This window comes from Candidatus Methylomirabilota bacterium (genome assembly GCA_035764725.1).
GTDB lineage: Bacteria > Methylomirabilota > Methylomirabilia > Rokubacteriales > CSP1-6 > DASRWT01.
Genome location: DASTYT010000131.1, coordinates 42,428 through 57,236, shown reverse-complemented (window position 1 = coordinate 57,236; position 14,809 = coordinate 42,428). Strand labels below are relative to the sequence as shown.

Genomic DNA, 14,809 nt, shown 5'->3' with positions numbered 1-14,809 from the left:
CTCCAAGGAGTCCCATGTCCCCCGAACGGCAGACCCCGGTTCCCATCGAAGAGGAGATGCGGAAGTCGTATCTCGACTACGCGATGTCCGTCATCGTCGGACGCGCGTTGCCCGACATCCGCGACGGCTTGAAGCCGGTGCACCGACGCGTGCTCCACACGATGAACCTGATCGGCGTCTCGTGGAACCGCGCGTACAAGAAGTCGGCCCGCATCGTCGGGGACTGCATGGGCAAGTTCCACCCGCACGGCGATGCCCCCATCTACGAGGCGCTCGTGCGGATGGTGCAGGAGTTCTCGCTCCGCTATCCCCTCGTGGACGGGCAGGGGAACTTCGGCTCGATCGACGGCGATCCGGCGGCGGCGATGCGCTACACCGAGTCGCGCATGGCCAAGATCGCGCACGAGATGATCGCCGACATCGAGAAGGACACCGTCGACTTCGTCCCGAACTACGACGAGAACGAGCAGGAGCCGGTCGTCCTGCCCACGCGGCTCCCGAACCTCCTCGTCAACGGCTCCTCCGGCATCGCGGTGGGCATGGCCACCAACATTCCGCCCCACAACCTGGGCGAGGTGGTGGATGGGCTGGTGATGCTGATCGACAACCACGAGGTCACCATCGAGCAGCTGATGAAGGTGATCCCCGGACCCGACTTCCCCACCGCCGGCTACATCTACGGGCGGAACGGGATCACCGAGGCCTACACGACGGGACGGGGCATCATCACGCTGCGCGCGAAGGCGCACGTGGAGAAGCTCCGGGGCGGCCGCGAGGCCATCATCATCAGCGAGCTGCCGTACCAGGTGAACAAGGCGACGCTCATCGAGCGCATCGGCGAGCTGATGCGCGAGAAGAAGATCGAGGGCATTTCCGAGCGGCGCGACGAGTCGAATCGCGAGGGCATTCGCATCGTGCTCGAGCTGGGGCGCGGGGAGATCCCGCAGATCGTCATCAACCAGCTCTACAAGCACACGCAGATGCAGACGACCTTCGGCATCATCATGCTCGCGCTGGTGGCGCGGCGCCCGCAGGTCGTCAACCTTCGCCAGATGCTCCAGGAGTTCGTCGCCTTCCGCCGCGAGATCGTCACCCGTCGGACGAAGTACGATCTCGCCCGCGCGGAGGAGCGCGCCCACATCCTCGAGGGGCTGCGCAAGGCGGTCGACGCGCTCGACCTCGTGATCGCGATCATCCGCGGCGCCGAGAATCCCGACGCCGCCCGCGAGGGGTTGATGCGGCGCCTCCAGCTCTCCGAGATCCAGGCGCGCGCCATCCTGGACATGCGCCTGCAGCGCCTGACTCAGCTCGAGCGGCACAAGATCGTGGAGGAGCATGAGCAGACTCTGGCGCTCATCGCGGACCTCAAGGGCATCCTCGCCTCCGAGCAGCGGCTGATGGGCATCATCCGCGACGAGCTGCTCGCGCTGAAGGAGGAGTTCGGCGACGCGCGGCGCACGGAGATCCTCGCCGAGACCACCGACCTCACCATCGAGGACCTCCTTGCCGACGAGGACATGGTCGTGACGATCACCCGCTCCGGCTACATCAAGCGGACCCACGTGGAGTCGTACCGGAGTCAGCGGCGCGGCGGCAAGGGCGTCACCGGGATGGAGACGAAGGAAGAGGACATCGTGGACGATCTCTTCGTCGCCTCCACGCACTCCCACCTCCTGTTCTTCACCAACAAGGGCAAGGTTCACTGGCTCAAGGTGCACGAGATCCCCGAGGGTGGGCGCGCGGCCAAGGGCAAGGCGATGGCCAACGTGCTCGCGCTGTCTGAGGGCGAGGCCGTCGCCACCTGCGTGCCCGTGCGGGACTTCGAGACCGGCGGCTACATCTTCTTCGCCACGCGGCAGGGCAAGGTGAAGAAGACCGAGGTGGCGGCCTTCTCGCATCCTCGCGCGGGCGGCATTCAGGCCATCACGCTCGAGGAGGGCGACGAGGTCATGGGGGCGCGCCGCACCGACGGTCAGCGTGAAGTCCTGCTCGCCACCCGCACCGGCATGATCATCCGCTTCAGCGAGGAGGAGGTGCGGCCCATGGGGCGCGGCGCCTCCGGCGTCCGCGGCATCGACGTGGACGAGGGCGACGCGGTCATCTGCGCCGATGTGATCCAGGAGGGCGCGAGCATCCTCACCGTCACCGAGCGCGGGTACGGCAAGCGCACGCCCCTCGAAGAGTATCGGCTGCAGGGCCGTGCCGGCAAGGGCATCATCGACATCAAGACGGAAGGGCGCAACGGCCCGGTGGTGGGGATGCTCCAGGTGCGCGAGGAGGACGACGTCCTCCTCGTCACGACCAAGGGCAAGATGATCCGCTTCCACGCCAGCGACGTGAAGCTCCAGGGCCGCAACACCATGGGTGTGCGCATCGTGGACCTCGACGACGACGACAAGGTGGGAAGCCTGGCGCGCGTCGAGGCCGAGCAGACGCCCGCCGCCACCGTCTAGCGCGGCGCGCGCATGCTGGACATCCGGCTCCTCCGCGAAGATCCCGAGGCGGTGGAGCGCGGGCTGCGCGATCGCGGCGGGGCCGAACTCGTGCGCGAGACCGTCGGGAAGGACGCCGAGCGCCGCCGCCTCATCGCCGAGGTCGAGACGCTCAAGGCCGAGCGCAACCGTGCCTCCGAGGCCATCGGCCAGGCCAAGCGTCGCGGGGAGAATCCCGAGGCGGTCATGGCGCGGATGCGCGAGGTCGGCGAGCGCATCAAGGAGCTCGACGCCGCCGTCAAGCAGGCCGACGCGGAGGTCGAGACGCTGCTGTTGCAGCTCCCGAACCTGCCGCACCCCTCCGTGCCCCCCGGCACCACCGAGGACGAGAACGTCGAGATCCGCCGCTGGGGGCAGCCGCGCCAGTTCGCCTTCGAGCCCAAGTCCCACGACGTGCTGGGCGAGGCCCTTGGCGTGCTGGACTTCGCCCGCGCGGTCAAGATGGCCAAGTCGCGCTTCACCGTGATGTGGGGGGCGGCGGCCCGCCTGTCACGGGCGCTCGCCCAGTTCATGCTGGATCTCCACACCCGCGAGCACGGCTACACGGAGGTCTGGGTGCCCCAGCTCGTGAGCGGCAGCACAATGCTGCGCACTGGGCAGCTCCCGAAGTTCGAGGACGGGCTCTTCAAGACGCACGAGGCCGACGAGAACCGGCTGCTCTACCTGATTCCCACCGCCGAGGTGCCGCTCACCGCGCTGCACGCGGACGAGACGCTCGCGGAGGCGACGCTGCCGCGCCGCTACACCGCCTTCACGCCCTGCTACCGCCGCGAGGCCGGCACCTACGGCAAGGACATGAAGGGCATGATCCGCCAGCATCAGTTCGACAAGGTCGAGCTGGTCAAGGTGACGACGCCGGCCCAGTCCTATGACGAGCTGGAGTCGATGGTCGTCGAGGCGGAAGAGGTGCTGAAGCGCCTCGAGATCCCCTATCGCGTGGTCCTTCACTGCGCCGGCGACATGGGCTTCACCGCCGCGAAGGGCTACGACATCGAGGTGTGGCTCCCGGGGCAGGGGAAGTACCGCGAGATCTCCTCGTGCTCGAACTGCGAGGCCTTCCAGGCCCGCCGCCTCGATCTCAAGTTCCGGCCCGCGGGGGGCGGCAAGCCCGAGCTGTGCCATACCCTCAACGGCTCGGGGCTGGCGGTGGGTCGGACGCTGGTCGCGGTGCTGGAGAACTACCAGGAGGCGGACGGCTCCGTGACCATTCCCGCCGTCCTGCGGCCCTACATGGGCGGGGTCGAGCGGATCACGACCTAGGCGGGCGGCCTCTTACGATAGACTGACGCCGCGCGCCCGCCGCGTCGGAGGGGTGGCCGAGTCCGGTTGAAGGCGCCGGTCTTGAAAACCGGAATCCCGCAAGGGATCGGGGGTTCGAATCCCTCCCCCTCCGCCATTTTTCCCCGCCGCCTCGCCTCAGGCCGGCTGCGCGACCTCCGCGATGCGCCCTGGCCCGGCGCCGCCGTTGTCGGCGGCCGCGGGCGTCACGACCAGTCGCCGCGCGTGGAACGGCCGGAGCGTGCTCCGGTGGCCCACGCTGAACAGGGTGGCGGCGGGGAGCCGCTCGCGCAGGAGGGCGTAGAGGCGCGCCTCGTTCTGCTCGTCGACGGCCGACGTGGCCTCGTCGAGGAAGAGCCAGTCGGGCTTCTGCACGAGGGCGCGGGCGAAGGCGATACGCTGCTGCTCGCCCGGCGACAGGCGCAGCGCCCAGTTGGCGGACTCGTCCAGCCGCCCGGTCAACTCGGGCAGCCCCACGGCCTCGAGGGCCTCACGCAGGGTCGCGTCCGAGGCGCCGTCGGGCGGCGCCGGATAGCTCACGACCTCCCGGATCGTGCCCAGCGGCAGATAGGGCTTCTGCGGCAGGAAGAGGACCCGGTCGCCCGCCGGCATCGTGACGCGGCCGTGGCCGAAGGGCCAGATGCCGGCGATCGCGCGGAACAGCGTGCTCTTGCCCGAGCCGGAGGGGCCGCTGATCAGGGCGGTGTCGCCCTTGCGCAGGCTGAACGAGATGTCGTCCACGAGCGCGCGGCCGTCCGGCAGGCCGAGGCTCACGCGATCGACCACGAGCCCGCGGCCGGTCGCCTCGTCACGACGGATCCCCTGGACGGAGGCCTCTGCCCGCACGTCCTCGAGGGCGCGCCCGAAGCCGCCGAGCCGGGCCACCACGGCGCGCCACTCCGCGATGTCGGTGTAACTCGAGACGATGTAGGAGAGCGCGTCCTGCACCTGGCCGAAGGCGGAGGCGGTTTGCATGAGGCCTCCCAGCGCGAACTCGCCCCGGAAATAGCGCGGCGCCGCCACCACGAAGGGGAAGATGATCGCGGCCTGGCCGTAGCCCGCGGTGAACGAGGTGAGGCGCTTCTGCTGGCGCATGATCGCCCACCAGTTCTGGACCACGTTCCCGAATCGCTCACGGAAGCCGCGCAGCTCGTCGGCCTCGCCGTGATAGAGGGCGACCCCTTCCGTGTTCTCGCGGAAGCGCACCAGCGAGAAGCGAAAGTCCGCCTCGTAGCGCTGCTGATTGTAGTTCAGCATCACGAGGGGGCGGCCGATCAAGTCCGTGAGCCAGGTGCCCACGATCGCGTAGAGCAGGGCGGCCCAGACCATGTAGCCCGGCACGGTGACGTCGACCCACGGGATCGTGAGCGGCCCCGAGAGGGACCAGAGAATCGCCACGAAGGAGACCAGCGTGACCACCGCGCGCAGCATGCCCAGCGAGAGGCCCAGCGTGGTCGAGACGAACAGGCGCAGATCCTCGGAGATGCGCTGGTCGGGGTTGTCGGTCTCGGCGGCGTGGAGCTGCATCCGGTAGTACGATTTGTCGCGCAGCCAGGCGCCCAGGTAGCGCTCGGTGAGCCAGCGGCGCCAGCGGATCTGGAGCATCTGGTTCAGATAGAGCTGATACACCGCCAGCACGATGTAGGCAGCGGCGAGGTAGGTGAACTTGAAGAGCTGCTGCGTGAAGACCGCGTAGTCCTTGTCCTGCAACGCGTTGTAGAACGTGTTGTTCCACTGGTTGAGCAGGACGTTGATGCCCACGATGCCGAGGTTGAGCGCGATGACGGCGACCAGCAGGCCGCGTCCCGCCCAGCGGTCCTCGGAGAACCAGTAGGGTTTGGTGATCGCCCAGGCATCCCGGAACAGCAGCCGCATACGGCTCATAGGGGTCTCCTCCACGCGGGTATAATGCCTTATACTCTGTAGGCTTTACTGTTTGGAGAGGTGGCCGAGTCGGCCGAAGGCAGCCGCCTGCTAAGCGGTTACAGGGGCAAAACCTCTGTCCCGGGTTCGAATCCCGGCCTCTCCGCCAGATGCGCCCTTAGCTCAGTTGGATAGAGCGTCGGACTACGAATCCGAAGGTCAGAGGTTCGACTCCTCTAGGGCGCGCCATTCGGGGCAGGAGGGCGGGGAACCGTCCTCCTGCCGCTCCGAGTGGTCCGGGACTCCGGATCCGGCGGGACACGCCGGGGGGAACAGGCAGTCCGAAGGCGGGAGATGGTCGAGCCACAGGACGAGCGGTTCATGGGGGATGCCCTCGACGAGGCCCGGGCCGCCCTGGCCGCGGGTGAGGTCCCGGTCGGCGCGGTGGTCGTCCTCGACGGCCGTGTGATCGGGCGCGGCCACAATCAACCGATCGGGCTCAAGGACCCCACGGCGCACGCCGAGGTGCTGGCGCTCCGCGCGGCGGCGCAAGTGCTGGGCAACTACCGGCTCGGGGGCGCGACGCTGTATGCCACCGTCGAGCCGTGCGTCATGTGCTGCGGGGCCGCCGTGCTCGCGCGCGTCGCGGGCGTGGTGTACGGCGCGCCCGATCCCAAGGCGGGCGCCGCCCGCACGCTTTACCGGCTCCTCGAGGAGCCGCGGCTCAATCATCAGGCGGAGGTACGCGGGGATGTGCGGGGCGCCGAGAGCGCCGCCCTCCTGCGCGAGTTCTTCGAGGCCAAGCGTCGCTAAACCAGGGAGACTCCACCATGCCGAAGATCAAGCACATCGCGCTCAGCGTGTCCGATCCCGACGTTACCGCCCGGTTTTACATCGACGTCTTCGGCATGAAAGAAGTGGGCAAGATCGATAACCCGAACACCCGCGGCTTCTACCTCACCGACGGCGACCTGAACCTCGCCATCCTCAAGTTCAAGAACGACGCGGTGGCCGGCGTCGAGCGCGGCAAGGACTGGACGGGCATCCACCACTTCGGCTTCCAGGTCGAGAACATCGAGGAGATCACCGAGAAGCTGGCCGCAGCCGGCGCGCCCCTCCGCGACGACATCAACACCGCCCTTGGCGTGGGCGGCGCCCATCGGTACGCGAACGTCGAGGTGAAGTACACGGCGCCCGACGGGGTCACGGTGGACGTGTCGGAGAGCGGCTGGGTGGGGACGCCGAGCTTCGACCCCGCCGCGTCGACGAAGCCGCGCTGACCGGCGTTGGCGGCGCGACGTAGTCATCTCGTAACACCACGTTCGCATTGCGCCCGGATTTCGCCGAGCACGAGCGCGCCCTCGTCGGGTAGACTCCCCCTCTGGTGAGTGCCGATGTAGCGCGCGCGCACGCGCGGTCTCGCGGTCCCTTGGAGCGCTCCATGAGGACGGTTCGGTTCTTCGGCGTCACGGCGGCGGCGCTCTGGCTCGCACTTCTCGCCGCGCCTCACCTCCTCCGCGCGCAGCCCGCCCCGCCCATCGAGGACGAGCTGGTCGTCCAGACCCCGGTGTCGGCGTTCATCGTCGAGGCCATGCTCAAGGAGTTCTCGGCCTACGCGAAGGAGCGCTGGTCGGTGACGCTCAAGGCCCGCGCGCAGCGCGCGGGCACGCCCGTGTCCTACGACCGCATCGTGAGCTGGAAGGGCCAGCCGGAGGCCGACATCTTCTGGGGCGGCGAGCCCGCGCTCTTCCATAGTTTGGCGGATCAGAAGCTCCTCACGCGTCTCGAGCTGCCGCCGGACATCTGGGAGGCGATTCCCGCCTCGATCGGGACCCCCCGCCCGATTCCTCTGAAGGATGTCAACCGGTCGTGGGTCGGTACGGCGCTCGAGGTGTACGGCATCGCCTACAGCCCCCGGCTGCTACGGAAGCTCGGCGTCCCGGAGCCGCGGGATTGGGACGCCGTGCTCAACCCCAAGCTCAAGGGGGCGGTGGCGCAATGCACGCCCCCGCGCTCGTCATCGAGCCACGCGACGTACGAAGTCATCCTGCAGTCCCGGGGCGAGGCCGATGGCTGGGAGTGGCTCAAGCGGCTTGCCGCCAACACCGGCGTGTTCGTGCCGTCGAGCCGCGACGTCCCCACCGTCGTGGCCAAGGGCGAGTACGCGGTGGGATTCGGGGTGCCGTCCTACTTCGTATTCGAGGAAAAGCTCGCCGGCTTCGACATCAAGTTCGCGGCCCCCAAGGGGGCCTTCGTCACCCCCGAGCCCTTCGCAATTCTGGCGGGGGCGCGGCACCCGCGGGCGGCGCGCGAGTTTCTCGCCTTCCTCCTGTCCGAGCACGGGCAGCGGCTCTTCATGGAGCGCGGGCTCTATCCGGTGATGCCGCGGTACAAGGTGCACGGCCCGCCGGGATCGACCATCGAGATGGGGGTGCAGCTCACGGGCGGGATTCGCTCGTTCTTCGAGCCGCCGGTGACCAACGTGTACGACGACGACGTGGCGCGCGCCCGCTTCCGCGAGGTGAACGAGCGGTTCCGCCGCGACATCGAGACCCCCTGGAACGATCAGAAGCGACGGTGATGGTCACCCAGCGCCAGCTCATCCGCCGCTACTTCCTGGTCTCGTTTTTGGTGCTCGCCGGCGGGCTGGTGGCGAGCGGGCTCGCCGAGATGTACTTCCGCTACCACGAGATCCGGGACAACATCGGCCGCCTTCAGCAGGAGGCGGCGTCGAACGCGGCCGCGAAGCTCGGCCTCTTCATGCAGGAGATCTTCAGCTCGATGGTGGCGGCCACGCGGAGCCGCGACGTGGCCTCCGCGAGCCCCGGGTTTCGCGACGGGCCGCTGCGCAAGCTCTTCGACGACATGCTGTCGGGCGAGCTGAACCGCTTGCTGCTCATCGCGCCCGCGATCACGGAGGCCATCGCGCTCGACGCCGACGGCTCGGCGCGCGCTCGCGCCTCACGGCTGCGTCCCGTCCACCCCGAGGACAAGCGCGACTTCTCCGACTCGGTCGGGTTCCAGCGAGCGCTGGGCGCGCAGCGCCATGTCGGGCCCATCCATTTCGTCCGTGACTCGGAGCCGTACGTGACCCTCTCCGTGCCCATCGAGATCCTCGCCGGCGTGACGGTCGGCGTGCTCCAGGCCGAGGTGAGCCTGATCTACGTGGGCGAGCAGGTCGTGGCGCAGCTCGAGGCGAGCGACACCGGCTACGCCTACATCGTCAGCCGCTCGGGGCAGCTCGTCGCGCATCCGCAGGTGGGCCTGGTCCTGGAGCGTCGGGACCTCTCGTCGCTGGAGCAGGTCGCCCAGGCGCTGCGCGCGGATCCCGCGGGGGCGGGCGGCACGCTGGGCACCCTCGGACGCAACATGCGCGGCGAGCGGGTGTTCAGCTCCTACGCCCCGGTCCCGGACCTCGACTGGATCGTCTTCATCGAGCGTCCCGCCGACGAGGTCTACCGGCCGCTCTACGCCTCGATCCGCCGCACCGTGGTGCTGCTGCTGGTCGGTCTCGGCATGGCCTTGGTCGTCAGCGTGCTCCTCGCCCGCCGCATCCTCCGGCCGCTCGAGACGCTCCGCCAGGGCGTGCAGCGCGTGGGCCAGGGCGATCTCGCCTTCCGCTTGCCCGTCGGCTCCGGCGACGAGCTCGCGACGCTGGCGGCGGAGTTCAATCGCATGAGCGCGCGGCTGCAGGAAGCCTACACCGGCCTCGAGCACAAGGTGGCCGAGCGCACGCAGGAGCTGGTGACCCTCAACCAGCAGCTCGACCAGGCCAATCGCCTGAAGTCCCAGTTCCTCGCCAACGTGAGCCATGAGTTCCGCACCCCGATGAACGCCATCATCGGCTTCACGCGCCTCGTGATGCGGAAGACGGAGGCGCAGATCCCGCCGCTGCAGCACGCCAATCTGCAGAAGGTCCTCATCAGCGCCGAGCACCTCCTGGCCCTGATCAACGGGTTGCTCGATCTCTCGAAGATCGAGGCCGGACGCATGGAGGTGTACCCGGTGCGCTTCGACCTCCGGGAGCTCGTCCAGGGCACCGCCGCCACCATCGAGCCCATGCTCAAGGCCGACCGCGTGAGCCTGGTCATCGAGGTAGCCGGAGACCTCCCGCCGCTCTTCACCGACCGGGACAAGCTGAGGCAGATCCTCATGAACCTCCTGAGCAACGCCGCCAAGTTCACCGAGGAGGGCGTGATCACCGTCTCAGCCGCCCGGTCGGACGACACCCTCCGGCTCCGCGTGTCGGACACCGGCATCGGCATGCCGGCGGAGGCCCTCGAGTACATCTTCGAGGAGTTTCGCCAGGTGGACATGTCGAGCACCCGGCGCCACGGCGGCACTGGCCTCGGCCTGGCCATCGTGCGACGTCTCGCCCGTCTCCTCGGCGGCCAGGTCGTCGCGGAGAGCGAGCTCGGCAAGGGTTCGACCTTCACCCTCACGCTCCCGCTCGTGCTCGAGCGGTCCGAGGCGCGGGCGGGGGCATGAGCGCGCGCAAGCGCATCCTCGTGGTGGAGGATCAAGAGCTCAACCGCGACCTCCTCGTCCAGATCCTGGAGGACGCTTACGCGGTGCTCGTCTCCGTGGACGGGGCGGACGCCATCGCCCAGGCGGAGCGCGAGCGCCCCGACCTGATCCTGATGGACTTCGGTATGCCGGTGATGGACGGTTGGGAGGCCACCCGCCGCATCAAGGCCCACCCCGAGCTGCGCCACATCCCCATCATCGCGATCACCTCCCACGCCATGGTGGGCGACGAGCAGCGCGCGCGCGACGCCGGCTGCGACGACTACATGGCCAAGCCCATCCACGAAGACGAGCTCCGGGACAAGATCCGGCATTTTCTCGGCCGAGGGTGACCGCCATGCGAGAGCGAATCCTCATCGTCGACGACGAGCCGTTCAACCTCGACCTCCTCGCCCAGGAGGTGCGCGAGCTGGGCTTTGACGTGGAGCGGGCTCGCGACGGCGCCGAGGCCCTCGCGCGCACCGAGGCGTATCGCCCCGACCTGATCCTGCTCGACTACATGATGCCGGGCATGAGCGGGCTCGACGTGCTGCAGGAGGTTCGCCGGCGGGAGTGGGACGTGCCGGTGATCATGGTCACCGCGCACGGCAGCATCGACGTGGCCGTCCAGGCCATGAAGCTCGGAGCCACGGACTTCATCGAGAAGCCCTTCGCGCCCGACCACATCGCGCTGATCATCCGCAAGGCGCTCGACCACGGCCGCCTCGCCCGCGAGGTCGCAGCCTTCACGGAGAGCATGGACGAGCGCTATCGCCTCGTGGTGGGGACGAGCGCCCGTATGGGGGAAGCGGTCGAGCTGAGCCGGAAGGCGGCGGCGAGCCGCGCCACCGTTCTGCTGCTCGGGGAGAGCGGTGTGGGCAAGGAGGTTTTCGCGCGCGCGATCCACGAGTGGAGCGACCGGCGGGCCGCGCCCTTCATCGCCATCAACTGCGTGGGTCTCTCGCGAGAGCTGCTGGAGAGCGAGCTCTTCGGTCACGAGAAGGGGGCGTTCACCGGCGCGCATCGGCTGAAGAAGGGAAAGCTCGAGCTGGCCGACCGCGGCACCGTTCTCCTCGACGAGGTGGGCGACATCTCGCAGGAGCTCCAGACCAAGCTGCTCCGCTTCCTGCAGGAGCGGGACTTCGAGCGGGTCGGCGGCACCAAGCCGATCTCGGTGGACGTCCGCATCATCGCCGCGACGAACCGCGACCTCGAGGGCGCGGTCAGGGAAGGGCGCTTCCGCGAGGACCTCTACCACCGCCTGAACGTGGTGCCGATCACGCTCCCCCCGCTTCGCGACCGCCGCGACGACATCCCCGGCCTCGCCCAGCACTTCCTGGACCGGTTCTCGCGCGAGACCAAGAAGCGCTTCACCGAGATCGCCCCGGACGCGATGGAACGCCTCATCCAGTACGCGTGGCCGGGGAATGTCCGTGAGCTGGGCAATGTCATCGAGCGCGCGGTGGTCCTTGGGCGCCCGCCCCGGATCGCGCGCGAAGACTTGCCGCCCCGGGTGGCGGCGGGGACGCCGGAGCGGGCCGCGCCTCCGTCCTACCCCGAGGCGGTCAACGCCTACCGTCGCGAGCTGATCACGGCCGCCCTCGCGCGCAGCGGGGGTAATCGCGCGGCGGCCGCCACGGCCCTCGGCGTGCACCGGACGCATCTCCTGCGGCTGCTGAAGGCGCTCAAGATCGACTGAAGCGTATCCGCTCGCCCCCGTCGCGGAAGCGCGACGCTCCGGCCCCCGCGTGGCGCCCGCCGGGGCGAGCTCTGCCGCGCGCCCACTACGCTTTTCGCGCGGTTGCGTGGCACGCGACCTCCCGGGCCCCGTGGTACGGCGCTTGCTGATAGCCCCTGGGCATGAAGACGGCCGCGCTCGTCGCCGCGCAGATTGCGGGCTTGCTCCTGATCAATCAGGCCGGCTACGTCGCCGCGTCGGCCTTCCATCTCCCAGTGCCCGGCAATCTCCTCGGCATGCTGTTCCTGCTGGCCCTGCTCGTCAGCGGCGCCGTTCCGCTCCGTTGGTTCGAGACGACCGCGTCGTTCTTGATCCGCCATCTCGCATTCTTCTTCATCCCGATCACGGTGGGCCTGATGGGCTTCGCCGACCTTTTCATCGCCAATGGCGCCGCCATCCTGCTCACGCTCGTGCTGAGCGCGGCGCTGGGCATCTGCGTGGCGGGCCTCATCGCCCAGGTGCTGGGCGCGCGCCAGCGGAGGACGCCATGAACCCGCGGTCGCTCGGCATCCCGGCCTTCTGCGTCGCCGTCACGGTGAGCGCGTATCTCCTGAGCCGGGTTCTCGCCCGGCGCTATCCGTCGCCGCTCACCACGCCCGTGTTTTTCAGCACCGTCGTGATCATCGCGGTCCTCACGCCGAGCGGGGTGGGCGTGGCCGACTACGAGCCGGCCAAGCGGTTGATGGTGTGGCTACTCGGGCCGGCGACGGTGTGCCTCGCGGTGCCGCTCTACAAGAACCGCCAGACGCTATTGCGGAATACGCTGCCCGCGCTGGTCGGCCTCGGCGTGGGCTCGCTCGTGACGCTGGCCGCAGCCGTGGTGCTGGCGCGGGTGCTCGGTCTGCCCGAGGTGATCCGCGCGTCCATCAGCATCAAGTCGGTGACGACGCCGATCGCCATCGAGCTGGCCCCGATCGTCCATGGCAACCCGACTCTGACTGCAGCATTCGTCATCGTCACCGGGATGATTGGAACCATGCTGGGTCCCTGGCTCTTGAATGTGGCGGGCATTCACGACCCGCTTTCTCGGGGCCTCGCGCTCGGCACGATCTCGCACGGGCAGGGCACCGCGCAGGCCGTCACCGAGGGCGAGCTGCAGGGGGCGGCGGCGGGCATCGCCATGGGGCTGGCCGCGGTCTTCACGTCCTGCGTCGCCCCGTTCCTCGTTCCCATCCTGCGGTAATGCCATTCCAGGAGGAGCCCGTCATGATCAGTGAGCGGCAGGCGCAGCACTGGCTGAGCTGGCGCCGACTCGCCATGTTCGTTCCGTGGGGACTGGCGCTCATCATCGCGCTGATCGCGCTCGCCGGCGGTCGCGGCGAGGGAACCGGCCGAGCCTCCCTCACCGCCCCGCCGGTGCCGCGGGCGGAGCGCTCGCTGGCCGTTCGCCTCGCCGCGCTCGACGAGGCCCTCGCGCGGCGGGACATGAGCCGTGCGGTGTTCGAGTGGCGCGAGGCCTATGGCGTGGCCCTGCGGTCCCGGCAATGGGACTCGATGACCTCGGTAGGACACGCCGCGGTGCGGATCGACCGCATCGCCCGCCTTCCGTCCGACCATCCCACCGGGTTCCGCGCCGAGGCCCGCCAGGCGTATCTCCGCGCGCTGGTCGATGCGCGCGCGGCGCATTCGCGCGAGGGCATCGAGCATGTGGCCGACGCCTTCGCCGCGCTGGGCGACGCCGAGATGGCCGCGCGCATCCGGACCCTGGCGGCCGCCCGTTGAGGCCGCCGGGACGCGTGATCTCGGTCGGCCTGGCGCTCTATGTGCTGCTGGTGGGTCTCCTGGGTGGCATGCTCGTCGAGCGCATCCGGTTCGACCGCGCGCGCAACCAGACCTTTGAGCGCTTCGAGGCGGCCGAGCACCGGCTCCACGAGCAGCTTATGGCGCTCGAGCTGCGGGAGGCAGCCGAGCGGCGCTGATAGCTGGACCGACACCGGCTACCCCGGAAGTAATTGCAGCGCGGCCGCTCCGGGGTGAGGCTGAAGGCATGGAGATCGCGGTGTGGCTCCTGGCGGGGCTGGCCGCGGCCGGCGGGATCTGGGCCGCGACGCGCGGTATTCGGCTGATCGTCCGGGGGCTCCGCGCCGCGGGTGAGGACGACGGCGCCCTCTGGCTCATTCGCGGGCTTCGCAGCCTCATCGTCGGGATCTGCCTCGGCTGCGCCGCGCTGGGCGCGGCGTTCGACGAGGTGTGGCTGCTCGTGTTCGCCGGGCTCTGGCTGCTCGAGGAGATCTACGAGACTGGGGTACTGGCCTCTATCCTTCGCGACGGCGCGCACCCTCACGCCGCGCCGGGCTCCGCACGCGCTCGGTAGCGCCGCCGCGCCCTTACTTTTGCCGTTCCCCTCCGCGCGGCTGCGGTAGACTGGCCCTCTGTACCGCGGAGCCGCAACATGCTGATAACATTTCGCGGAGGGGTGGCCGAGCCCGGTTGAAGGCGTCCGACTCGAAATCGGATAGGGGCGTAAGTCCCTCGGGGGTTCAAATCCTCTCCCCTCCGCCAAATTTCACGTTTCGCGCCTTCGTAGGTCGTCGATCAGTGTGGAGGGGTGGCCGAGTGGCCGAAGGTGCGGCACTGGAAATGCCGTGTACGGGCAACTGTACCGTGGGTTCGAATCCCACCCCCTCCGCCATTTTTGCTCACGCTGGCAATTCGTTTCCGCTGGGCCGTGCTAGACGGGGAGGTAGCGGTGCCCTGTAGCCCGCAATCCGCTACAGCGGGGTCGAACTCCCCCTTGAGGGCCGCTCGTGTCGAATGAGTCGTTCGGGACGGCGTTGAGGGTTGGGCCCCACGCGACGGGAAGTGTCGAACCCCGCCAGGCCCGGAAGGGAGCAACGGTAAGACACCCCTCCCGAGTGCCGTGGGAGTACCTGACCGGAGCAGGTTTCGGACGGAGTTCGCGGTACGGACGGTTCGATTGGGGGTGCACGGT

14 protein-coding genes, 5 tRNA genes and 1 other RNA gene are annotated in these 14,809 nt (G+C 69.1%); 19 read left to right on the top strand and 1 reads right to left on the bottom strand.

Annotated elements, in window-relative coordinates:
• Positions 1-14: 14 nt before the first annotated feature.
• From gyrA to VFX14_22195, 3 genes are all read left to right on the top strand, one after another.
• A complete protein-coding gene (gene gyrA, locus VFX14_22205; protein ID HEU5192406.1) occupies positions 15-2,453 on the top strand; it encodes a DNA gyrase subunit A in 2,439 nt (812 codons plus the stop codon).
• Between the two features lie 12 nt (positions 2,454-2,465).
• Positions 2,466-3,752, top strand: a complete 1,287-nt coding sequence (gene serS, locus VFX14_22200; GenBank protein HEU5192405.1) for a serine--tRNA ligase — start codon at positions 2,466-2,468, stop codon at positions 3,750-3,752.
• A gap of 46 nt (positions 3,753-3,798) precedes the next feature.
• A tRNA-Ser gene (locus VFX14_22195) sits at positions 3,799-3,888 on the top strand.
• A 20-nt stretch (positions 3,889-3,908) separates the two neighbouring features.
• On the opposite strand, the gene VFX14_22190 is transcribed toward VFX14_22195, so the two are convergent.
• Positions 3,909-5,654, bottom strand: coding sequence for an ABC transporter ATP-binding protein/permease (locus VFX14_22190; GenBank protein ID HEU5192404.1), 1,746 nt, complete (start codon positions 5,652-5,654; stop codon positions 3,909-3,911).
• Positions 5,655-5,708: 54 nt separating this feature from the next.
• Between VFX14_22190 and VFX14_22185 the strand changes: the two genes are divergently transcribed.
• The 16 genes from VFX14_22185 to ffs all read left to right on the top strand — a co-directional run bounded on the left by VFX14_22185 (position 5,709) and on the right by ffs (position 14,808).
• Positions 5,709-5,802: transfer RNA gene (locus tag VFX14_22185), tRNA-Ser, on the top strand.
• Between the two features lie 3 nt (positions 5,803-5,805).
• Positions 5,806-5,882, top strand: a tRNA-Arg gene (locus VFX14_22180).
• A gap of 105 nt (positions 5,883-5,987) precedes the next feature.
• Positions 5,988-6,446 (top strand): tRNA adenosine(34) deaminase TadA, encoded by a 459-nt coding sequence (tadA, locus tag VFX14_22175; protein ID HEU5192403.1) that lies wholly within the window; start codon positions 5,988-5,990, stop codon positions 6,444-6,446.
• Positions 6,447-6,463: 17 nt separating this feature from the next.
• Positions 6,464-6,913 carry a VOC family protein gene (locus tag VFX14_22170; GenBank protein HEU5192402.1) on the top strand — a complete coding sequence of 150 codons (450 nt, stop codon included), beginning with the start codon at positions 6,464-6,466 and terminating at the stop codon, positions 6,911-6,913.
• 161 nt (positions 6,914-7,074) lie between these two features.
• Positions 7,075-8,214, top strand: coding sequence for an extracellular solute-binding protein (locus VFX14_22165; GenBank protein ID HEU5192401.1), 1,140 nt, complete (start codon positions 7,075-7,077; stop codon positions 8,212-8,214).
• Positions 8,214-10,121 (top strand): ATP-binding protein, encoded by a 1,908-nt coding sequence (locus tag VFX14_22160; protein ID HEU5192400.1) that lies wholly within the window; start codon positions 8,214-8,216, stop codon positions 10,119-10,121. Before VFX14_22165 ends, VFX14_22160 begins: the two co-directional genes overlap by 1 nt.
• A complete protein-coding gene (locus VFX14_22155; GenBank protein ID HEU5192399.1) occupies positions 10,118-10,492 on the top strand; it encodes a response regulator in 375 nt (124 codons plus the stop codon). The genes VFX14_22160 and VFX14_22155 overlap by 4 nt, the downstream gene beginning before the upstream one ends.
• A 5-nt stretch (positions 10,493-10,497) precedes the next feature.
• Positions 10,498-11,838 (top strand): sigma-54 dependent transcriptional regulator, encoded by a 1,341-nt coding sequence (locus tag VFX14_22150; protein HEU5192398.1) that lies wholly within the window; start codon positions 10,498-10,500, stop codon positions 11,836-11,838.
• A gap of 161 nt (positions 11,839-11,999) precedes the next feature.
• Complete coding sequence (locus VFX14_22145) at positions 12,000-12,368, top strand: CidA/LrgA family protein (protein HEU5192397.1); 369 nt, start codon at positions 12,000-12,002, stop codon at positions 12,366-12,368.
• Positions 12,365-13,060, top strand: a complete 696-nt coding sequence (locus VFX14_22140; protein HEU5192396.1) for an LrgB family protein — start codon at positions 12,365-12,367, stop codon at positions 13,058-13,060. Before VFX14_22145 ends, VFX14_22140 begins: the two co-directional genes overlap by 4 nt.
• A 23-nt stretch (positions 13,061-13,083) precedes the next feature.
• Entirely contained in the window at positions 13,084-13,599 is a 516-nt protein-coding gene (locus VFX14_22135) for a hypothetical protein (protein HEU5192395.1), read from the top strand.
• A 14-nt stretch (positions 13,600-13,613) separates the two neighbouring features.
• A complete protein-coding gene (locus tag VFX14_22130) occupies positions 13,614-13,796 on the top strand; it encodes a hypothetical protein (protein ID HEU5192394.1) in 183 nt (60 codons plus the stop codon).
• A 68-nt stretch (positions 13,797-13,864) separates the two neighbouring features.
• Positions 13,865-14,191, top strand: coding sequence for a hypothetical protein (locus VFX14_22125; GenBank protein ID HEU5192393.1), 327 nt, complete (start codon positions 13,865-13,867; stop codon positions 14,189-14,191).
• Positions 14,192-14,287: 96 nt separating this feature from the next.
• Positions 14,288-14,379, top strand: a tRNA-Ser gene (locus VFX14_22120).
• 40 nt (positions 14,380-14,419) lie between these two features.
• Positions 14,420-14,509 (top strand) — tRNA-Ser (locus VFX14_22115).
• A gap of 34 nt (positions 14,510-14,543) precedes the next feature.
• Positions 14,544-14,808: signal recognition particle sRNA large type (gene ffs, locus VFX14_22110), an RNA gene on the top strand.
• The last annotated feature ends 1 nt before the right edge of the window (position 14,809 follow it).